This window comes from Streptomyces tropicalis, assembly GCF_029269835.1.
Taxonomy (GTDB): Bacteria; Actinomycetota; Actinomycetes; order Streptomycetales; family Streptomycetaceae; genus Streptomyces; species Streptomyces tropicalis.
Genome location: NZ_JARJBB010000004.1, coordinates 203,115 through 223,645, shown reverse-complemented (window position 1 = coordinate 223,645; position 20,531 = coordinate 203,115). Strand labels below are relative to the sequence as shown.

The 20,531-nt window shown below is 74.0% G+C and carries 15 protein-coding genes; 7 read left to right on the top strand and 8 right to left on the bottom strand.

The window, feature by feature from the left end; translation table 11 throughout:
• Positions 1 to 116: 116 nt before the first annotated feature.
• Complete coding sequence (locus P3H78_RS10085) at positions 117 to 725, bottom strand: response regulator transcription factor (protein WP_276108788.1); 609 nt, start codon at positions 723 to 725, stop codon at positions 117 to 119.
• A 324-nt stretch (positions 726 to 1,049) separates the two neighbouring features.
• Between P3H78_RS10085 and P3H78_RS10080 the strand changes: the two genes are divergently transcribed.
• Positions 1,050 to 3,206, top strand: coding sequence for a SpoIIE family protein phosphatase (locus P3H78_RS10080; protein ID WP_276108787.1), 2,157 nt, complete (start codon positions 1,050 to 1,052; stop codon positions 3,204 to 3,206).
• A gap of 126 nt (positions 3,207 to 3,332) precedes the next feature.
• Here P3H78_RS10080 and P3H78_RS10075 read toward each other — a convergent pair whose 3' ends face one another.
• On the bottom strand, positions 3,333 to 4,778 hold the full coding sequence (locus tag P3H78_RS10075) for a S1 family peptidase (protein WP_276108528.1): 1,446 nt from the start codon (positions 4,776 to 4,778) through the stop codon (positions 3,333 to 3,335).
• Between the two features lie 720 nt (positions 4,779 to 5,498).
• Between P3H78_RS10075 and P3H78_RS10070 the strand changes: the two genes are divergently transcribed.
• The 4 genes from P3H78_RS10070 (at position 5,499) to P3H78_RS10055 (ending at position 11,720) form a co-directional block, all read left to right on the top strand.
• The gene (locus tag P3H78_RS10070; RefSeq protein ID WP_276108527.1) at positions 5,499 to 5,714 is read left to right on the top strand and encodes a type A2 lantipeptide; all 216 of its coding nucleotides are present in this window, start codon (positions 5,499 to 5,501) and stop codon (positions 5,712 to 5,714) included.
• 153 nt (positions 5,715 to 5,867) lie between these two features.
• Positions 5,868 to 6,674, top strand: a complete 807-nt coding sequence (locus tag P3H78_RS10065; protein WP_276108526.1) for an HlyD family efflux transporter periplasmic adaptor subunit — start codon at positions 5,868 to 5,870, stop codon at positions 6,672 to 6,674.
• The gene (locus P3H78_RS10060) at positions 6,671 to 8,893 is read left to right on the top strand and encodes an NHLP family bacteriocin export ABC transporter peptidase/permease/ATPase subunit (protein WP_276108525.1); all 2,223 of its coding nucleotides are present in this window, start codon (positions 6,671 to 6,673) and stop codon (positions 8,891 to 8,893) included. Before P3H78_RS10065 ends, P3H78_RS10060 begins: the two co-directional genes overlap by 4 nt.
• Position 8,894: 1 nt before the next feature.
• Positions 8,895 to 11,720 carry an NHLP bacteriocin export ABC transporter permease/ATPase subunit gene (locus P3H78_RS10055; RefSeq protein WP_276108524.1) on the top strand — a complete coding sequence of 942 codons (2,826 nt, stop codon included), beginning with the start codon at positions 8,895 to 8,897 and terminating at the stop codon, positions 11,718 to 11,720.
• A 260-nt stretch (positions 11,721 to 11,980) separates the two neighbouring features.
• On the opposite strand, the gene P3H78_RS10050 is transcribed toward P3H78_RS10055, so the two are convergent.
• From P3H78_RS10050 to P3H78_RS10040, 3 genes are all read right to left on the bottom strand, one after another.
• Positions 11,981 to 12,415, bottom strand: coding sequence for a protease inhibitor (locus tag P3H78_RS10050; protein ID WP_276108523.1), 435 nt, complete (start codon positions 12,413 to 12,415; stop codon positions 11,981 to 11,983).
• A gap of 829 nt (positions 12,416 to 13,244) precedes the next feature.
• On the bottom strand, positions 13,245 to 14,684 hold the full coding sequence (locus P3H78_RS10045; RefSeq protein WP_438827934.1) for an MFS transporter: 1,440 nt from the start codon (positions 14,682 to 14,684) through the stop codon (positions 13,245 to 13,247).
• Positions 14,677 to 15,123, bottom strand: coding sequence for a MarR family winged helix-turn-helix transcriptional regulator (locus tag P3H78_RS10040; RefSeq protein ID WP_276108522.1), 447 nt, complete (start codon positions 15,121 to 15,123; stop codon positions 14,677 to 14,679). The genes P3H78_RS10045 and P3H78_RS10040 overlap by 8 nt, the downstream gene beginning before the upstream one ends.
• A 133-nt stretch (positions 15,124 to 15,256) precedes the next feature.
• Between P3H78_RS10040 and P3H78_RS10035 the strand changes: the two genes are divergently transcribed.
• Positions 15,257 to 15,949 (top strand): alpha/beta fold hydrolase, encoded by a 693-nt coding sequence (locus tag P3H78_RS10035; RefSeq protein ID WP_276108521.1) that lies wholly within the window; start codon positions 15,257 to 15,259, stop codon positions 15,947 to 15,949.
• A 138-nt stretch (positions 15,950 to 16,087) separates the two neighbouring features.
• Complete coding sequence (locus P3H78_RS10030) at positions 16,088 to 17,257, top strand: lactate 2-monooxygenase (RefSeq protein ID WP_276108520.1); 1,170 nt, start codon at positions 16,088 to 16,090, stop codon at positions 17,255 to 17,257.
• 78 nt (positions 17,258 to 17,335) lie between these two features.
• Here P3H78_RS10030 and P3H78_RS10025 read toward each other — a convergent pair whose 3' ends face one another.
• From P3H78_RS10025 to P3H78_RS10015, 3 genes are all read right to left on the bottom strand, one after another.
• On the bottom strand, positions 17,336 to 19,009 hold the full coding sequence (locus tag P3H78_RS10025) for an RICIN domain-containing protein (protein WP_276108519.1): 1,674 nt from the start codon (positions 19,007 to 19,009) through the stop codon (positions 17,336 to 17,338).
• A 617-nt stretch (positions 19,010 to 19,626) separates the two neighbouring features.
• A complete protein-coding gene (locus P3H78_RS10020; protein ID WP_276108518.1) occupies positions 19,627 to 20,004 on the bottom strand; it encodes a toxin Doc in 378 nt (125 codons plus the stop codon).
• A 3-nt stretch (positions 20,005 to 20,007) separates the two neighbouring features.
• Entirely contained in the window at positions 20,008 to 20,253 is a 246-nt protein-coding gene (locus P3H78_RS10015) for a hypothetical protein (protein WP_276108517.1), read from the bottom strand.
• Positions 20,254 to 20,531: the final 278 nt, after the last annotated feature.

Below are 20,531 nucleotides of genomic sequence, written 5' to 3'. Positions count from 1 at the left end.
GCGCGGACCGGATCCTGGTCATGGACGGGCGGGATCCGGCGTACGGCACGCACGAGGAGCTGCTGGAGCGCTCAGCGCTCTACCGGGAGCTGGTCGCCGGCTGGGACGGCACCGGGTCAGAGCCAGCCCTCCCCCTGGGAGATGCGGATGGCGTCGATGCGGTTGCGGGCGCCGGTCTTGCGGGTGATGGCGGCCATGTAGTTGCGCACGGTCCCGTGGGACAGGTGCAGGCTTCCGGCGATCTCGGCGACTGAGGCGCCCTCGGCGGCCAGGGACAGCACGCTCAGCTCCCGCCGGGTGAGCGGCATCTCGGCGGCCTTGAGGAAGCCGAACCCGAGCGAGTCGTCGACGAAACGTTCCCCCTCGGCGACCCGCCGTATGCCGCGCACCAGCCGGTCCGGGGAGCCCGCCTTGTCCACGTAGCCGAGCGCCCCCGCCTCGATGGCGCGTTTCAGGAGCCCCGGCCGGCTGGCCGTCGCCAGCACGAGTAACCGCGGCCGCCCCGCGCCGCCGGCCCGCGCGCCCAGCTCGCCGAGCGGGGGCAGCCCGTAGGCGTCGGAGCAGTCGAGGTCCACGGCGCAGACGTCCGGCCGTACCGACCGCACCCGGCCCGGCGCGCTGCGCCACGGGGTGTCGTACACCCCGAGGTCGGGCTCGCGGCGCAGCCAGTCCGCCAGGACCGATCTCACCAGACACGCGTCGTGCACCAGAAGTACCCGTATCACTGCCACCCCTTGCTCCCCCTCGACGTCGCTCGGTGTGATGGAGCGCGTGCCCATTGTTCGCGGGCTCGACCCTCCCGGGGCGCGAAGATCCGGCCATCGCGTTGCGCGGGGGCGCACGTGCGGCGCTCGTGCCCCGTCGCACGCTTCGAGTGAGGGGGCATGGCCGGGCTGCGGGCGGGTAAGGGCGCCGCCGCACCGCCCCGTGATCACTCGGCCCGCGGCACCGGCGGTCACCCCCGCTCCGACGGCGCACCGCTCGCCGTGCGCGCCGCGCCGCCAGGAGGGAGCCTTGAGCCGAGACCCGTCGCGCGGCCGGGCGAGGAGGTGGTCGGCGTGTCGATCGGTCGCACCCCCCGGACGGCGCCGGCGGCCCCGGATCCGCGCGGCGGCGGTCCGCTGCTGTCCCTCGCGCTGGCCTCGATGCTGGACGAGATCCACGGGCACTCGGGGGCCCTCTACCTCCTGGCGCAGGACCAGCCGGTGCTGGAGATGGCGGTGATGGCGGGCATGCCCCGCGCCTTCGCCGCCCCGTGGGAGCGGGTGGGGCTGAGCGCTCCCATCCCGGTCGCCCAGGCGGTCCGCGAGCGGCGGCTCGTCTGGGTGGGCGGCGAGGAGGAGATGGCCCGGCGCTTCCCGCGGATCGCCGTCGTCCTGCCGTATCCGTTCGCGCTCGCCGCGCTGCCGCTGGCGACCCCGACCGCGGCGTACGGCGCCGTCTTCGTCACCTGGCCCGCCTCGCACCCCCCGGTGCTCTCCGACTGGGAGCGGGAGCACCTGACCGCGGCGTGCGACCGGCTGGCGGTGCGGCTGGAGCGGGCCGCGGCGGAGCGCAGGCCGCTGCGCGGCGAGTCCGACCTGCTGCCCGCGCCCCCGGCGGGCGGGGCGCCCGGCACCCTCGGCATGGTCGAGGCGGCCCGGATGGTCATGCGCCTGCCCTACGGGCTCGCCTCGCTCGACCTGCACGGGCGCATCTCGTACGCCAACGCGGCCGCCGCCGACCTGCTCGGCCTGCCCGTCGGCGAGCTGCTGGGCACCCGGATGTGGACGTCGGTGCCGTGGCTGAACGACCCGATGTACGAGGACCGTTACCGGGCAGCCCTGATCAGCCAGCACGTCACGTCCTTCGTGGCGCTGCGGCCGCCGGGCGACTGGCTGTCGTTCCGCATGTATCCGAGCCCCACCGGGCTGAGCGTGCGGATCAGCCGGGCCCGGGCGGTGGCGGAGCTGGGCCGCCGGTCCGTGCCGGTGCCGGGCGAGGGGCCCTCCAGTCTGGTGACGATCTCTCAGGTACTGAGTCTGGCGGGGGCGCTGACCGAGGCGGTCGGGGTGCAGGACGTGATCCACCTGGTGGCCGACGAGATCGCCCCGTCGGTCGGCAGCCAGGCCCTGCTGATCCTCGGCTCGCAGGGGGGCCGGCTGCATGTGCTGGGCCATCGCGGCTACCGCAACGCGCGGGCCGTGGAGCACTTCCACGGCATCCCGCTGACCGCGCAGACGCCCGGTGCGCACGTGCTGAGCACCGGGGTGCCCGCCTTCTTCGACTCGCGGCCGCAGCTGGAGCGGCTGTATCCGGCGCGGCACGCGGTCCGCGACGGCTTCGCGGCCTGGGCGTTCCTGCCGCTGATCGCGTCCGGCCGCCCGGTGGGCACCTGTGTCCTGGCCTACGCGGAGCCGCACCACTTCCCGGCGGACGAGCGGGCGGTCCTGACCAGTCTCGGCGGGCTGATCGCGCAGGCCCTGGAGCGGGCCCGGCTGTACGACGCCAAGCACCGCCTCGCGCACGGGCTGCAGCAGGCGCTGCTGCCCAGCACGCTGCCGCGGCTGCGCGGGTTCGACACGGCCGCCCGGTATCTGCCGGCGACTCAGGGCATGGAGATCGGCGGCGACTTCTACGATCTGGTGCCCACCCGGCCGCTGGCGGCCGCCGTGATCGGGGACGTGCAGGGGCACAACGTGACGGCGGCGGGCCTGATGGGGCAGATCCGGACCGCGGTGCGGGCGTACACCACGGTGGGTCAGGAGCCGCAGGACGTCATGCGCAGCACCAACCGGCTGCTGATCGACCTGGGGGTGGAACTGTTCGCCAGCTGCCTGTACCTGCGGCTCGACCCGGTGGACGGGTCGGCCGTGATGTCCCGGGCGGGGCATCCGCCGCCGCTGCTGCGGCGGCCGGACGGGCGGGTGCGTGTCCTCGACCTGGCGGGCGGCCCGCTGCTGGGCATCGACGCGTCGGCGACGTATCCGACGACGCGGGTCGGCCTGGCGCCGGGATCGGTCCTCGCCCTCTACACGGACGGGCTGGTCGAGTCGCCCGGCGTGGACATCGAGGACGCGCTCGCGGAGCTGGGGCAGCGGCTCGGCGACGCCGGGGACGTGCCGCTGGACCGGCTGGCCGACTGCCTGGTGCGGCACAGTGCCGCGGCGCGGGAGCGGGCGGACGACGTGGCGCTGCTGCTATTGCGGGCGCGGAGCGGCAGCTGAGCCGCGGGCGCCCCGGCGGCGGCCCCGGAAAAGGGGGCGGTCCGGCCCTCCCGTCGGAGGGCCGGACCGGTCCACTGGCCGACCGGAACCGCTGGGCGGGCCGGTCAGTGGCGTGGGGTGCGCGGCTCAGTTGCCCGAGCTGATCCCGGAGCCGTCGCCCGTGCCGGTGCCCGTGCCCGACCCGTTGCCGGTGCCCGTGCCCGTGCCCGTGCCCGAGCCGTCGCTGGGAGCGGCCGTCCCCGCCCCGGACTGGTCACCCGCGCCCGCGCCGGACTGGTCGGAGCCCGAGCCGTTGCCGGGTGCGGCCGTCCCCGCGCCGGACTGGTCGCCCGGGTTCGCCGTGCCCGCGCCGGACTGGTCGCCCGGGCTCGCGGTGCCGGACTGGTCGCCGCCGGACTGCTGGCCGGCGCCGTTGCCGCCCGCGTTGCCGCCGGCGCCGAGCGTCGCACCGGTCGCCTGGAGCGCGGCGGTGACCGGCTGGAAGAAGGTCTCGCCTCCGTTGGTGCAGTCGCCACTGCCGCCGGAGGTGAGGCCGACCGCGCTGCCGTCCTGGGTGAACAGGGAGCCGCCGCTGTCTCCGGCCTCGGCGCACACGTCGGTCTGGATGAGGCCGTTGACGGTGTCGGTGCCGCCCGGGTTGGTCTCGCTCTGGAAGTTGACGGTGGCGTCGAGACCGGTCACCGATCCGTTGTGCAGGCCGGTGGTGCTGCCCATGCGGAACACCTGCTGGCCCACCGTGGCATCGGCCGCCTTGGTGATCTGCACGGTCTGCCCGTTGCCGACGTTGACCTCGCTCGGTGCCTGGGTGCTGGGGTCGTCGTACTTGACGAGCGAGAAGTCGTTGCCGGGGAAGGTGGCCTGGTCGACGGTGGCGACCGGCTGGCCGCCCTGCGCGTCGGACCACTGCTTGGCCGAGACCCCGCAGTGGCCGGCCGTCAGGAAGGCGGGACTGCCGTCGCTCGCGGTGACGTTGAAGCCGAGGGAGCAGCGGACGGTGCCGCCCTGCGCCTGGGCGAAGATGGCGTCGCCGCCGGAGGCGAAGTTCTTGAAGGTGCCGGTGGACTTCTTCAGCGTCGCCATGCCCGAGCCGAGGCCCTGGACGGTCGACTGCAGTCTGTTCCACCTGGTGCCGGTGACGGTGCGGTCGGCGGTGACGACGACCTTGTTCGTGCGCGGGTCCACGGCCCACGCCGTGCCGGGGATGGTGGCCTTGGTGCGCAGGGTCTTCGCGGCGGACTTCAGCTCGGTCCGGCTGTTGGCGACCCGGCGGACGGTCGCGCCGGCCTTCTCCGCCTGGGCGACCGTGCCGGCGTCGCCGCCCGCCACGTCCACGACGAGCTGCTTCTTGGCACTGTCGTAGTAGGACCCGGCGAACGAGTCGCCGAGGGACGTGGCGAGCCGCGAGGCGAGGTCCGAGGCGTCCGCCGCCTTGAAGGTCCTGGGCGCTGCGGTGTTCGCCGCGCCGTCCTGGGAGGCGTTGGCGTTGGGCAGCAGGATGGCCGCCGCGCCGAGGGCCGCCACGCCGCCCACCGCTATCGCGGCCTTGCGCTTCGGAATTCGCTTGTGACTCAAACTTCTCGACCTCCAAGGGACGGGGTCAGCAACGCCGTTCGGCAGCTGGTGGGGGACGCCTGGATGGCTGTTGGTACGGAGGAGGAGAGCGGGGCGTTCAATTCCGTTTGCCAACTCGCCCCGGGGAAAAGCGGAATCGGCCACCCTCGGCAGGGTGTCCGGGCGCGCGGCGGGCGGGTCGGCGGCGGGCGCGGGCGGGGGCGGAACGGCCGTCACGGATGGCTTGATCACAACGATGTGCACCGGTGCACCGGTCCGGACCGACACGGTCCGCAAGGGGTGGGTGACGCTCTGTTGCGAACGGCATCCGGAATCCTGCCTTCAGGGAATCTGCACATTGAATGCTCAACGAAGTCACCGAGGGCAGCGGATCTGCACATCCGCGCGCCCCCCGCGACGCCTTTGATGACGAGTGCCGGATTCGTCGCACCCGCCGCGGAGGGCGGCACGGACCGAAGCGGCGGGGCATGTGAAGAATTCGCCCCCAAGCGGTGCGCACTCCTGCACGTATGGCCGGGACCGGGCGACAAGTGCCCTGGTGAGAGCACGGGTTGGGTGGAATCGCCACGCAGCCGCGTGCTTTGATCCATGACGTCGCGGGGGCCACTGCAGGGTTCCGGAAACGGGCCTGCCCGCGGTGCCCGCGTCGCGGCCGTCCATCTGTCCCCAGAGGGGGCCGCTCCCCCCTTGTGAAATATCCATACGAAGGGAAGTTCCATCATGAACTCCACCCCCCAGGTTGAGACCGTCGAGATCTCCGACGCCGAGCTCGACAACGTCTCCGGCGGCCTGGCCGTGAACGCCCTCGGCACCGCCACCGGCCTGGTGGACGGCGTTGCCCCGGTCTCGGGCCTGGCCGACACGGCCGTTGGCACCGTCGAGGGCGTCACCGGCCTCAACGTCGCCCCGGTCTCGGGCCTGGTTGCCGGTCTCTGATCGCACCTCGTTGCCGGTGAGTCCCGGAGCCGTATGCCGGCTTCGGGACTCTCGGGTGCCGTAAAAGTCCCGCCTCCGGGGGCCGCGCATGGCCCGCGCCCCGGGTGCCGGTAGAGTTCCGTCCCGCACATCCGTACAGGTGAGGGAAGTTCCGTGCAGTTCCGCCAACAGGCCCTCGCCAAGCTCCAGTCTCCGGAGGAACTCGACCTTCCGGTGCGACTCGCCCGGCCCCAGGGCTGGCTCGTGCTGTCCGTCGCCCTGGTCGCCATGGCGGCCGCCTCGGTGTGGGCCGTGACGGGGTCCGTGAGCTCCACGGTCGGCGCCCCGGCCATCCTCACCCACGGAGAGGGCAGCTACCTCCTGCAGAGCCCGGTCTCCGGCCAGGTCACCGCGGTCCTCGCCCGGGAGGGCGAGCGCCTCGCCGCCGGCGCCCCGGTGGTGAAGGTCCGCACCCCCCAGGGCGAGCAGGTCGTGCGCACCGTCGCCGCGGGACGTGTCTCCGCGCTCGCCGCGACCATCGGGCAGATCGTGCAGACCGGCGCGAACATCGCCGCCGTCGAGAAGATCGCCCGCGCCTCCGACCCGCTGTACGCCACGGTCTACGTGCCCGCCCAGAACGCAGCCTCCATCCCCGCCGACGCCGCCGTCGACCTCACCGTGTCCTCGGTGCCGACCCAGCAGTACGGCGTCCTGCGCGGCCGGGTGAAGTCGGTCGACCGCTCCGCCCAGTCCGCGCAGCAGATCGCCGCGTTCCTCGGTGACGCCCAGCTGGGCGAGCAGTTCACCCGGTCCGGCCGCCCGGTCGCGGTGCTCGTCCGTCTTCAGACGGCACCGGGGTCCCGGAGCGGCTACCGGTGGTCCTCCGCGGACGGGCCCCCGTTCCGGCTCGACTCCATGACCCCGGCCACGGCCTCGATCCGCCTGGCCGACCAGCGTCCGCTCGATTGGCTGCTGCCGTGACCACCGCACAGGAGACCCGCAGCCGGCGGCGCGCCGCCCCGCCCAAGCGTCCCGTCCCCAAGGGCCGCGTCCGGACCGTCCGCACCCCCAGCGTGCTCCAGATGGAGGCCGTGGAGTGCGGTGCGGCCTCGCTGGCCATGGTGCTCGGGCACTACGGCCGCCATGTCCCGCTGGAGGAGCTGCGCATCGCCTGCGGCGTCTCGCGGGACGGCTCGCGCGCCAGCAACCTGCTGAAGGCGGCCCGCAGTTACGGCCTGACCGCCAAGGGCATGCAGATGGACACGGCCGCCCTCGCCGAGGTGCGCACGCCGGCCATCCTGTTCTGGGAGTTCAACCACTACGTCGTCTACGACGGGATGGGCCGCCGGTTCGGCCGCCGCGGGGTCTACATCAACGACCCGGCCAAGGGCCGCCGGTTCGTGCCCATGGAGGACTTCGACAGCAGTTTCACCGGGGTCGTGCTGGTGATGGAGCCCGGTGAGGGCTTCGCGCAGGGCGGCCGCAAGCCCGGTGTGCTCGGCGCCATGCCGGCCCGGCTGCGCGGCACCGCGGGCACCATGCCCGCGGCGGTGCTGGCGAGCCTGCTGCTGGTGGCGGTGGGCGCGGCGGTGCCCGCGCTCAGCCGCACGTACATCGACATGTTCCTGATCGGCGGCCAGACCTCGCTGCTCGGCGTGCTGTTCGCGTCGATGGGCGCGTGCGTGCTGCTGACGGTGGTGCTGACCTGGCTCCAGCAGGCCAACCTGCTGCACGGCCGGATCATCTCCTCCACCCTGTCCAGCGCCCGCTTCCTGCGTCATCTGCTGCGGCTGCCGGTCACGTTCTTCGCCCAGCGCAGCCCCGCCGACCTGGTGCAGCGGCTGCAGTCCAACGACCAGGTGGCCGAGACCCTCGCCCGCGACCTCGCGGCGGCAGGCGTCGACGCGATCGTGGTGGTGCTGTACGCCTTCCTCCTCTACACCTACGACCCGCAGCTGACGTTCGTCGGCATCGGCGTCGCACTGTTCAACGTGGTGGCGATGCGGTTCGTCGTACGGCTGCGCGCGACCCGCACGGCGAAGCTGCGCGCGGACACCGCCCGGCTCACCAACACCGCGTACACCGGGCTCCAGCTGATCGAGACGATGAAGGCGACCGGCGGCGAGGACGGCTACTTCCGCAAGTGGGCGGGACAGCACGCCACCACGCTGGAGGAGCAGCAGCGGCTCGGCGTTCCGAGCGCCTGGCTGGGCGTGGTCGCGCCCACGCTGGCGACGCTGAACAGCGCCCTCATCCTGTGGATCGGCGGCACCCGCGCGATCGAGGGCCATATCTCGGTCGGCCTGCTGGTCGCCTTCCAGGCGCTGGTCACCCGCTTCACCGCGCCGCTGACCCGGCTCAACGGCGTGGCGGGGCGCATCCAGGACTTCGCGGCCGACGTGGCGCGCCTGAAGGACGTGGAGAACTTCCAGGCGGATCCGCTGTACTCCCGTGCCGGGGGCGCCGACTCCACCCGCCGGCTGCACGGCCACGTGGAGCTGGAGAACATCACCTTCGGCTACAGCCCGCTGGACAAGCCGCTGCTGACCGGGTTCGACCTGACCGTGGGACCGGGCCGGCAGGTGGCCCTGGTCGGCGGCTCCGGCAGCGGCAAGTCGACGGTGTCCCGGCTGATCTCCGGTCTGTACACGCCCTGGGAGGGCGTGATCCGCATCGACGGGCAGCGCCTGGAGGACATTCCGCGCGGGGCGCTCGCCGCCTCCGTCTCCTTCGTGGACCAGGACGTGTTCCTCTTCGAGGGCACGGTCCGCGACAACGTGGCCCTGTGGGACCCGTCGATCCCGGACGAGGCCGTGGTCGAGGCGCTGCGCGACGCGGCCCTGTACGACGTCGTCGTGCGCCGCCCGGGCGGCATCCACAGCAGGGTCGAGCAGGACGGCCGGAACTTCTCCGGCGGTCAGCGCCAGCGGCTGGAGATCGCCCGCGCCCTGGTGCGGCGGCCCAGCATCCTCGTCCTGGACGAGGTGACGAGCGCGCTGGACGCCGAGACGGAACAGACGGTGATGGACAACCTGCGGCGGCGCGGCTGTGCCTGCGTGGTCATCGCGCACCGGCTCAGCACCGTGCGCGACAGCGACGAGATCGTCGTCCTCCAGCACGGCACGGTCGTCGAACGCGGGCGGCACGAGGAGCTGGTGGCGCGCGGCGGCGCGTACGCCGCGCTGGTCAGGGAGCGGTGAGATGACGTCCCAGCATGAGGGGCACCACGGGGACCTCGTCGTGGAGGCGCTCGGGTCCCTGGGCACGCCCGTCGACTGCACCGGGCTGAACCGGATCGACCTGGAGGGCCCGCAGGTGCTGTGGCTGGTCGCGGCCGGCGCGGTGGACCTCTTCGCGGTCGACTCGGTGCAGCAGGGCCAGTGGCACCACCTCGGCCGCCTGGAGGCCGGCTCGCTGATCCTCGGCCCGGTCGCGGGCCCGCAGCACACGCTGGTGGCGCGGCCGCTGCGGGACTGCGTGGTGCGCCGCATCGGCCTGCGCGAGCTGTACCAGCCCGCCGACACCCAGACCTGGTCGTACGACGAGTACGGCAACCCCCAGTACGTGCCGCCGACGTCCAGCCCGCTGGAGTACGCCCTCGCGCTCGGCGTGGGCCGCAGCCTGTCCGTCCTCTTCCAGGCCCCGATGGCCGACGACCGCGCCGCCGCGCCCACGGACGACGACGTCTTCTGGATGCAGGTGCCGCCCGGCAGCGTCCAGTACGGGGCGCTGTACGGCGCGGACGCGGCCGCCGACCTGCTGATGGACCCGGCCGTGTGGCAGAGCATGGTGGACCAGCAGTACCGGTTGCTGACCACGCTGGACCGCTGGATCGAGCAGCTGGAGCGCACCCACGAGACCCGGACCGCGGCCGGTATCAAGGCCGGTGAGGCGGTCCGCGCCCAGGCCGACCGGACGCTGTTGGCGTCCATCGGCCGCTCCTCGGACAAGCGCACCACGGCCGCCGACGCGGACGCCACGTACGCGGCGTGCCGGCTGGCCGCCCGTGCCGCCGGGATCACCCTGTCCGAACCGCCGCAGAGCGGCACCGAGTCCGACCGGCTGGACCCGGTCGAGCGGGTGGCCCTGGCCTCCCGGGTGCGCATCCGCGCGGTCCGGCTGGACGGCACCTGGTGGCGGGAGGACGTCGGTCCGCTGGTCGGCCACCGGGCCCTGTCGGGCGCGCCGGTGGCGCTGCTGTGGCGGCGCGGCGGATACGTCGCGGTGCACCCGGCCACCGGCCGGGAGACGCCGGTCGAGAAGGCGAACGCGGAGGAGTTCGAGCCGCGCGCGGTGATGTTCTACCGGCCTCTGCCGGACCGCGGACTCACCCCGTTCGGCCTGATGCGCTTCAGCCTGCGCGGCACCGGCGGCGATCTGCTGAACCTTCTGCTCAGCGGCCTGGTGACGGTCGCGATCGGCGCGCTGGTCCCGGTCGCCACCGGCCGGGTGCTCGGCCAGTACGTGCCCAAGGCGCAGCAGGGGCTGATCGTGCAGGTCTGCCTGGCGGTGATGGTCAGCAGCGTGGTGGCGGCGGCGTTCATGCTGCTGGAGAACCTGACGATCCTCCGGCTGGAGGGCCGTATCGAGGCCACCCTCCAGCCGGCGGTCTGGGACCGGCTGCTGAGACTGCCGACGAAGTTCTTCACCGAGCGGTCCACCGGCGAGCTGGCGAGCGCGGCCATGGGCATCAGCGCGATCCGGCGGCTGCTGGCGGGGGTCGGTCCGGTCGTCGCCCAGTCGGTGACGGTGGGCGTGATGAACCTGGTGCTGCTGTTCTGGTTCAGCCCGTCGATGGCGATGGCCGCGATCGGCATGCTGGTGGTCATCGCGGCGGCGTTCCTCGGGCTGGGCCTGTGGCAGGTGCGCTGGCAGCGGCGGCTGGTGGTGCTGGGCAACAAGCTGAACAACCAGGCGTTCCAGACGCTGCGCGGGCTGCCGAAGCTGCGGGTGGCGGCCGCCGAGAACTACGCGTACGCCGCCTGGGCCTCGGAGTTCGCCCACAGCCGCGAGCTGCAGCAGAAGGTGGGCCGGATCAAGAACCTCACCACGGTGATGGGCGCGGTCTACCTGCCGGTGTGCACGCTGCTGATGTTCATGCTGCTGGCGGGCCCGGCGCGGGGCTCGATGTCGGCGGCCGCGTTCCTCACCTTCAACACCTCGGTGACGATGCTGCTCACCTCGGTCACCCAGCTGACCGGCGCCTTCGTCTCGGCGGTGGCCGCGCTGCCGCTGTTCGAGGAGATCCGGCCGGTGCTGGACGCGGCCCCCGAGGTCCGCACGGCGAGCACCCGTCCCGGTCCGCTGTCCGGGGCGATGGAGGCCCGCCGGCTGTCGTTCCGGTACACCGACGACGGGCCGCTGGTGCTGGACGACGTGTCGTTCCAGATACGGCCGGGCGAGTTCGTGGCCGTCGTCGGCCCGAGCGGCTGCGGCAAGTCGACGCTGCTGCGGCTGCTCATCGGCTTCGACCCCCCGGTCTCCGGCAGCGTCCTCTACGACGGGCAGGACCTGGCGGCGCTGGACCAGTCGGCCGTGCGCCGCCAGTGCGGTGTGGTGCTCCAGCACGCGCAGCCGTTCACCGGCTCGATCCTCGACGTGATCCGGGGCACCGAGCCGTGCTCGCCGGAGGAGGCGATGGCGGCGGCCGAGATGGCGGGTCTCGCGGAGGACATCAAGCGGATGCCGATGGGCCTGCACACCATCGTCGCGGGCAGCGGCGCGGTCTCCGGCGGCCAGCGGCAGCGGCTGATGATCGCGCAGGCCCTGGTCCGCCGCCCGCGGATCCTCTTCTTCGACGAGGCAACCAGCGCCCTGGACAACGACACGCAGCGCACGGTGATCGAGAGCACCCGCAAGCTGAACGCGACCCGCATCGTCATCGCCCACCGCCTGTCGACGGTGCTGGACGCGGACCGGGTGATCGTGATGGAGGACGGCAAGGTCGCCCAGCAGGGCCCCCCGGCCGAGCTCCTCGCCGACACCGGCGGCCGCCTGCACGAGCTGGTACGGCGCCAGATGGCCTGACGGGCCGTCGCGCGACGTCGCTCACGGGGCACGGGCGGCCGCGCCGTCGGGCGCAACGCCGCGCCGCCCGCGGGACCCTCCGGTGGATGGGCGGAGGGATTCCGCGGACGGCGCGGTCGAAAGTGATACCAGGGGTCGGCGGGCGGCCCCACTCCGCCCGTCCGACCCCCGGTGCGAGATCGCCGGGGTCCTCGCGACAGGGTCCGCACTCCCCAGTTACAGAACCCTCGGTTGTGCACGAGGACCACGCGATCCCGGTCTCAGAACGAGAAGACGCTGCTGACGACGGCGTTCTTCACGCACTCGTTGGCGAAGGTGCGCTCGTAGGCGACGCGCTTGCCCTGCCAGACGCCGGCGGCCGTGACGACCACCGGGTTGTACTCCTTGGTGCACAGGACGTCCGGCCTGGGCACCAGGGCGTCGAAGTTCCCCCCGACCCCGCGCAGTTCCGCGCAGGCCTGGACCGCGGCCGGGTGCGTCCCGGAGGACGACGGGGCGCAGGTCAGGGTGACGGCGCGTTCGGGCGTCGCGGCCGCGGCGTTCTCGCCGTGGCCCACGGTGAGCACCAGGGCCGAGGGGGCGTAGAGCGAGGCGGGGGCGCCGGACGGAGCGGCGAGCGCGGCCCCGGTGAGGGGTCCGCAGACGGCGGTGGCCGTCAGGCCGAGAGCCGCTGCCCAGCGCGCGGTGTTCCGCATTGTGTGCTTCCTTCCGCTTGATGCGATGAGAGATACCGGGTCCGACTCGGTCGGTGCCGGACCGGCGAGCGGGAGTCTGCCGAGTCCGCAGCCGAAACTCACATCGAACCCGCAGGTTTCAGTAACCTTGCGTGTTGAAGCAGTGGCGTGAAGTCACAGAATTCGAACGTTCCAACCCCTGAACCACCGGGTTTTCGATCACCGATTCCGGCCGGATGGCCGGATTCCCTACGTTCGTTAATCGTCCTGAAACATACAGGCTCCGCCATGAGCGGACCCCTTCCAGGCCCTTTGTGTTCACGTTCGGGAAGAGTGAACGTCACTGTGTGATCACTGCCGGGCCGCACGCACCGATGTGCGGCATGTTCGCCGCGCAGTCGCCCGAAGTTCCCCTGTTCGGGGACGCGGTGGAGGCCTCGGGGACCGGGGGCGGGGCGCCCGCACGGGTCGTATACGAGAGCGAGGGAAGGGGCGTATGGAGGAACCCTCCATACGCGGCGCGGAAAGCGGATGATCCGTCCCCTGTCGCGGGCCCGTCAGCGCGCCGTACCGCCGGCGGACCCCGGACGCGGACCGGGCACCGGTACGGGCGGGGGCACGCGTGAGGTGAGACGCGGCGGCGGCCCACGCGGGCCGAAGGGCCGGGCGGCGGCGCGTGCGGGCCGGGGCCCGGGCCCCGGCGGGCACGGACCCGGGACTGTGGCACGCGCCGGCCGAGCCTGCAGTGGTGGCGTGCGGGTCACGCCCCGGTCCTCGCCGGGGTGCCCGCCCGTGTGCCCGTCGTGAGGCGTCGCGTCGGCGGTTGAGGATCCTGGTCGTCACGCTGTGGTCACGCGCCGTCCGCGGACCGGGCGGGGTCGGCCGGGTCGGCCGCACCGTGCGAGCGGCGGCGCAGGCTGTGGTCGAGGACGGTGATCAGGAGGTAGAGGACCCCGGCGCCGAGCATGATCCGGGCGAGGTGGTGCATCCCGGCGGTGCTCGCGTGCTCCCCGAAGGACGCGGCGGTGGCGGACGACGCGACCATCGAGCCCAGGTAGGCGAAGGTCCGCAGCAGGCCGGCGGAGGATCCGATGCGCCGGGGGTCGGCCTGGACGTACACGGAGTTCTGCAGGGCCAGGCTGTTGGAGCCCTGCGGCACGCCGAAGACCACGGCGAGGGCGACCAGCGTCCACAGCGGGCTGTCCGCGGTGAGGGTCAGCATCAGTGCGCAGGCGGCGATCTGGCCGACGGCGCCGAGCAGGAGCTTCCCGAGGAGTCCGCGGTGCCGGCCGACGGTGACGGACACGGCGATCCCCACGAGGAACATCGGTATCTGCACCAGTCCGGCGCGCAAGGGCGAGAGTCCGTAGCCCTCCTCCGTCCACTGGGTGAAGCCGTAGAGGAAGGCGTAGGAGACGACGTACGCCACCAGGGCCCGTGCGTAGGTGGCCAGCAGAGGCGCGTTGCCGCCGAGCACCCTGAGGTCGATGAACGGCGTCCTCGCGTGCAACTCCCGCACGGTGAAGGCGGCTCCGGCGGCGACGGTGATCAGCGGCAGGTACCAGGTGCCGGTGCGCAGGTCCATCAGGAACAGCAGCAGCGGGACCAGCATGGCCGCGAACAGGCCCATGCCCGGCAGGTCGAGCTGCGCGACCGTCCCGCCCCGGGGCGGCGTGCGCCCAACCGGCTGCCGGGGCAGCCGCAGCGCGCCGAGGACGACCGAGACCGCGGCCAGGGGGACGTTGAGCGCGAAGGTGCAGCGCCAGCCGCCCAGCCCGATCAGCAGCCCGCCCAGCAGGGGACCGATCACGGCAATGGCCTGGTTGGCGACCGCCAGCATGGTCAGCACGCCCGCCGGGCTGTCCCGGCCGGTCCGCTCGGCCTCGCTCCGGAGCAGCGCCATCGCCGCGGGATACCCGGCGCACGTGCCGAAGCCGAGCAGTACCCGCGCCGCGATCAGGACCCCCAGGCCGGGGGCCAGGGTGCCGACGACGCCGGCGACACCGACGAGGCCGGTGCCGAGGAGGAAGAGGCGGCGGGGGCCGAAGAGGTCGATCAGCCGGCCGACGACCGGCTGCCCGAGGGCGGTGGCCAGGTAGAGGGCCGAGACCAGCCAGGCGGTCTGCGACGGCGGGGCCCCGAAGGCGGCGCCGATGGGGACCAGCGCGACGGCGACGATGGTGGAGTTGACCGGGTTCAGGACCGAGCCCAGGATCATCGGGGGGACGAGCCGCCGGTCGAAGCCCGCCTTCCCGGTGTCGCCGCGTGCGGTGGCAGTCCGGTCAGTCACGGACGAGCCGCTCCAGGACGGCCATGGCCGCGATCACGGCCTGGCGCTCCTCCTCGGTGCACTTCTTCTGCAACTCGGCGGCGAGCCACTCCCCCCGGGCCTGCCGGCCTTCCTCGGCCCGCCGGCGCCCTTCGGCGGTGAGCGCGATCAGCAGGCGGCGGCCGTCGCCGGGGTCGCGGTGCCGTTCGACCAGGTCCAGGTCGGCCAGGGCGGCGACCGTGGCCGCCATCGACTGGTGCCGCATGCCCTCGGCGGCCGCGAGGTCGCTGGTGGTGAGCCCCTCGTCGTCCATGAGACGGGCCAGCACCGACGCCTGGGCGAGGCTGACGCCCTCCGTGCCCGCGGCGGCGCGGATACGGCGCCGCAGGCGCCTGATGACAGCCCGGACGTCCTGCGAGGCGCGGACGGCCGAAGGCGACACGCCCCGGTCTTCGCTCATGCTCCTACCCTAGAATCGTCAGTCCAGATTGTCCAGTTTACCTGCACAGGCGACCTGCACGACGGGCCGAGCCGGCCGGCGCAGTGCCCTGGCTCGGGCCTCGTTGTCGTACCCGGGCGCTACGTTGGCGGGCATGACCCATCTCGTACTGGTGGCAGGTGCGTGGCTCGGCGGACGGGCGTGGGACGGGGTGGTGCCCGGCCTGCGGGAGGCCGGGCTCGAGCCGCGTCCGCTCACGCTGTCCGGTCTGGCCGAGAAGAAGGGCACACCGGCCGGGCTCCGCACCCACGTCGAGGACGTCGTCGGTCTCGTCGAGGGCGAGGACCTGCGGGACGTGGTCCTCGTCGGGCACAGCTACTCGGGCGTCCCGGTCGGCATGGCGGCCGAGCGGATCGGGGACCGCCTGCGGCGGGTGGTGTTCGTCGACGCCAACGTCCCCGCGGACGGGGCGTCGTTCCTCGACGCCTTCCCGAGCGCGCACGTGCGCCGGGCGATCGCCGAGCACGGCGGCGCCTGGCCGCCTCCGCCTCCCGGCGACTTCGCGGGCCAGGGACTGAGCGAGCAGCAGATCGACCGCATCGTCACCGAGGGCACCCCGCACCCGGGCGCCTCGCTCACCGAGCCGGCCGAGTTGCGGCGCCCGCTCGGCGAGCTGCCCGCGACCTACGTCAAGTGCCTGCTGGACGGCCCGGATCCGGCGCCTGCCGTGGCCGCCCTGACCTCCGGCGGCTCCTGGGAGCTGGTCCGCATGGACACCGGCCACTGGCCGATGTTCTCGCAGCCGGACGCCCTGGCCCGGATCCTGGCCGAGGCGGCGGCACTCTGAACCCCGGCCCGCCGCCCGGCCGTTCGCGGTCGGGCGGCGGGCCGCCCGACCGCGGCTCCCCTGGCGGGGGCCCGCTCCGTACCCGCCAGTATCGTCGGGGTGCAACGCGTGCTCAGCGACGAGAGGCGGGACGGACGGATGGCCCCACACCGGGCGGACTTCCAGTACGAGATCTATCTGAACGGGATGACGGGGGCCGTGCCGCGGCTGCCCACCGACCTGACCCGCCTGGAGGAGCTGACCGAGCGGCGCCTCGGCCCCGGCCCGGTCGGCTACGTCGCGGGCAGTGCGGGCAACGGCAGCACGGCGCGCGCCAACCGGGCCGCCCTCGACCGGCGCCGGATCGTCCCGCGCATGCTGCGGGACGTGCACGAGCGCGACCTGTCCGTCCGGGTGCTGGGCCGGGACCTGCCCGCGCCGCTGGCACTCGCACCGGTCGGCGTCCTGTCGATCATGCATCCGGATGCCGAGCCGGCCGCCGCCCGCGCGGCCGCCGCGCAGGGCGTCCCGTACATCCTGTCGTCGGCCTCCAGCACGCCCATGGAGCAGGTCGCGGAGGCGATGGGCGACGCCGAGCGCTGGTTCCAGCTGTACTGGGCCAAGGACCGTGAGGTGACGCGGAGCTTCCTCCGGCGGGCGTGGGCCTCGGGCTACTCGGTCCTGGTCGTCACACTGGACACGCCCCTGCTCGCCTGGCGGCCGCGCGACCTCGACCAGGCCTATCTGCCCTTCCTGCACGGGGTGGGCACCGCCAACTACTTCTCCGACCCGGCCTTCCGGGCGGGCCTGGCCAAGCCGGTGCACGAGGACCCGAACGCGGCGGTGATGCATTTCGTCGGCATGTTCGCCGATCCCGGCAAGACCTGGCCCGACCTGGCGTTCCTGCGGGAGAACTGGGACGGCCCGATCGTCCTGAAGGGCGTCCTGCACCCGGACGACGCGCGCCTGGCCGCCGACGCGGGGATGGACGGCGTGGTGGTGTCCAACCACGGCGGCCGCCAGGTGGCCGGTTCCGTCGCGGCCGCCGACGCGCTGCCCCGGGTCGCGGAGGCGGTCGGCGACCGGCTGACGGTCCTCTTCGACAGCGGCATCCGCTCCGGCGACGACATCGTCAAGGCGCTCGCACTCGGCGCCCGCGCGGTGCTCGTGGGCCGGCCCTACGCCTACGGGCTCGGCCTCGACGGCCAGGCGGGGGTGGAGCACGTGATCCGCTGCCTGCTGGCCGAACTCGACCTCACCCTCGCGCTGTCGGGCCACACCGGGCCGGCCGGCGTCGGCCCGGACGACCTGGTCGAGGACGCGGTCTGACGCAGGGGTGGGACGGGCCGTCCCTGCGCCACGCCGCGGGCCCCCTCCTGGGGCCGCGGCGCAGGGACGGCCCTGCCCTCAGGCCCCGGCGTCCGGCTCCCCCGCCGGCCGGGAGGCCGCCGCTCCCCGGCCGGGGCCCTCCCCGAGCAGCGCGCCGGGGCTCGGCGGTCCCGGCGGGATCTGCCAGCGCTGGTCGTCGGACCCGTCGCGGACCTTGACGACGATGTCGGCACCGGCGGCGCGGGTGGTGGAGGTGAGGGCGAACCCCTCGTCCCGGCGGGGCAGCAACTCGCCCCGCACGGTCAGGTCGTAGCGCACGTCGGAGCCGCGTGCGGTGCCCGCGTCGGCGCAGGTGCCGAGGACGACGACCCCGGCGTCCGCGCGCGAGTCCAGGCACAGCCCCGGGTCGGCGGCGCTGCGCAGCAGACCGTCGTCCTCCAGGGACCACTGCTGGTCCCAGGCGGCGGAGCAGGACGCCAGCTCGGCCGCGGCACCCGCCTTCGGCTCGCCCCGGACGGCGAGGCACAGGCCGGCGCCCGCCTCGCGCAGCCGGGCCGGACCGCCCGGGTGCGGCACTCCCGCCGTGCCGGGCGCCGGGGAACCGGCTGACGGCGCCCGCGAGTCGGTGCCGGGTGACGTGCCGCGACCGCCGGCGGTCGCGCCGGGAGCCGCGCCGCCGTCGCCGCCGTGGGACCACAGACTGACACCGAGCACGGTGGCCAGCAGACCGGCCGAGACGAGCCCGGCCCCGGTGCGCAGCGCCCACGACGACGCCGGGCCGCCGGTCTGCGGCCGGGCCGGCGCCGGGACCGGGGAGAGCAGCCGGGCCCGGGACGGGACGCGCGACAGGAGCCGGTGGCGGCCGCCGGCGCGACCGCCACCCTGCCGGCTCCCGACCCGCGCGCACGCCCCGCGCTGTGTGCGGCCGGGGCGGGAGTCGAGGTAGCGGCGGGCACCCCAGCCGAGGACGGCCTCGGCCAGCAGGACGTCCAACGCGGATTCCACGTCGCGCAGTTGATCCGCGGCGTCCCGGCAGTAGCGGCACTCGGCCAGATGCCGCCGGACGTCGGGCAGCAGCGCGCCGCCGCGCCGGATCGGCACGTCCAGGAGACGGTTGTTGAACCGGCACTCGTCGGTCGGCGCGAGGTCGCGGTGGGCACGTACGCAGCCCTCGCGGAAGGTCTCGCGGGCCTGGTCGAGGGTGAGCCGGGCGGTGTCGACGTCCAGGCCGAGCAGTCCGGCCGGCACGGCGAGCGGCTCGGCCTCCACCTCGGTGTGCCAGAGGAGGCAGCGGGCGAGTCCGGGCAGGCCCTCGAAGGAGCGCTGGGCGAGACGGCGGTGCTCCGGGGTCAGGGCCACCGCCCTGCGCATGCCGCGGCCACCGGCCGGCTTCCGCAGCTCGGGGAGGATGGCGCAGATGTGGTCGTCGCAGGCCCACTGCCGGACGGTGTCACGGACCGTCAGCAGGAGCCGGGGGCGCAGCGCGATGCCCGGCTCGCCCAGCGTCAGGTGGTCCAGGACACGGTGGAAGGCGGCCGAGGTGGCCATGGCGGCGGCCTGGGAGGAGGACGCGAGGCAGATGGCGGCGTAGTCGTGGGCGGGTTGCCAGTGACGGGCGGTCAGCAGGGCGACGCAGTGCGCGGACTCGTCATCCGTACTGCTCCGAAGGCGGACCGCGAGGGCCTCGTCGGTCTCCTCGCGAAAGCCCCCGGGCGGCGGGTGGGCAGGAAGCGGGGGGTGGGGGGTGGGCACGGAGCGGGTTCCTTCGGTGCGTGACCGGTGCGGGGCGCCGGGGGGGGCGTCCGCTCGCCGGCGCATCGGCTGAAGTCCCCAACTATCCCTGCAGAAGCGGTGTTTGCCCCCGACGGGGGCACCCTTGCACAGATCTGCGACGGCCAAAAGGCCGAGGGGCGGACATCGGCCGCACGGGCGGGACGCGAGCGGAGGCCACGGCACCGCGGAGCGTCCGGCACGCGGGCGCGGCGCGCGCCCCGGACAGGCCGCACGACTCCGACCCACCCGGGTCCGGACGTGGCCGGGGGCCGGGCGGACCGGAGGGAGCGGGAGGACCGGGGGGACCGGGTCCGGACACGACCGCTTGCGGACATGGCTGGGTGCGGACATGACCGATTGCCAACGCGACCCGTGTCCGAGGCCGTCCGGACGTGCCCCGTGTGAACCCCGTGCACGCACCCGTGCGGCGCGCACGCTCCCGGCGCGGCGGGGCGCCGGGGTCCACTGGAAGCGGCCCCTCGGGAAAGGCCCCGCGCGGTACGGCGGCTCTCCCGCGCGCGCAGGCCGCCGGCCCTGTTCTCCCGCCCCGGCCCGGCGGCCCCGGGGGGACGCCGGGCCGGGACCGAGGGGACGCGTCAGATCTGCCAGGCGCGCAGCCGGTCGGCGGCGCCGTAGACGTCGTCCTTGCCGGACATCAGGTCGCGTGCGAGGTCCACGAGGGCGCCGTAGGGCGGGTCGATGCCCACTCCGCTGACGAACATGTAGGCCACCGCAGTCGCGCAGGCGAAGCGGGCGTTGGCCGAGGGCAGCGGCTTGAGCAGGGCGAGGGTGTGCAGCAGCGCGGCCGCACGCCAGGCCGGGTCGGAGTCGACCCCGAGACGGGGCGGGTCGACGCGGTGCCGGGCCACGGCGGCCACCAGCGCCGAGAAGTCGTCGACGGTGGGCTGGTCCGGGAGGACCTCCTCGTGCCGCTGGAGCAGCCAGGGCACGTCGATGTGGATGACGGGGGCCATGGGTCAGGCGGCCCGGCCCTCGCCCCGGGAGGGCGGTTCGTCGTCGGGGAAAGCGGCCGCGAACTCCTCGGCGTGGGCCGCGAAGAACTGGCGGAAGGCCTCGGCGCCCTCCTGCAGGGCGCGGTGCCGGGCTATGTCGGCGGCCGCCGCCTCCCGCACGAGCGCCTTCATCGACGTACCGCGCTCCTTGGCGATCTGCCGCAGATCCTCCAGCTCGCGGTCACTGAACTCCACATTCAGGGCTGGCATGCCCACACGGTACCGCTCGGGTACTCGCCCGTAAATACGTGCAGTTCAGCGCCATGATCGGCCGGTACCGCCCAAGTGCTCGGCAGTTCGGTGCCGAGCACCCGGCGCGTGCGGCAGCCGGGGGCACGGCCCGGCGTCCGGGGGTGCGGCTCGCCCGGACGTTCCCCCCTGACGGGGTCCCGGGGCCGGGACCCACCGCTCGTACCGGCGGGGAAAGCACTAGGCTGGAACTCAGGTGACGCGCCTGATCACTGTGAGTGTGCGCGATGGAGTGGCCG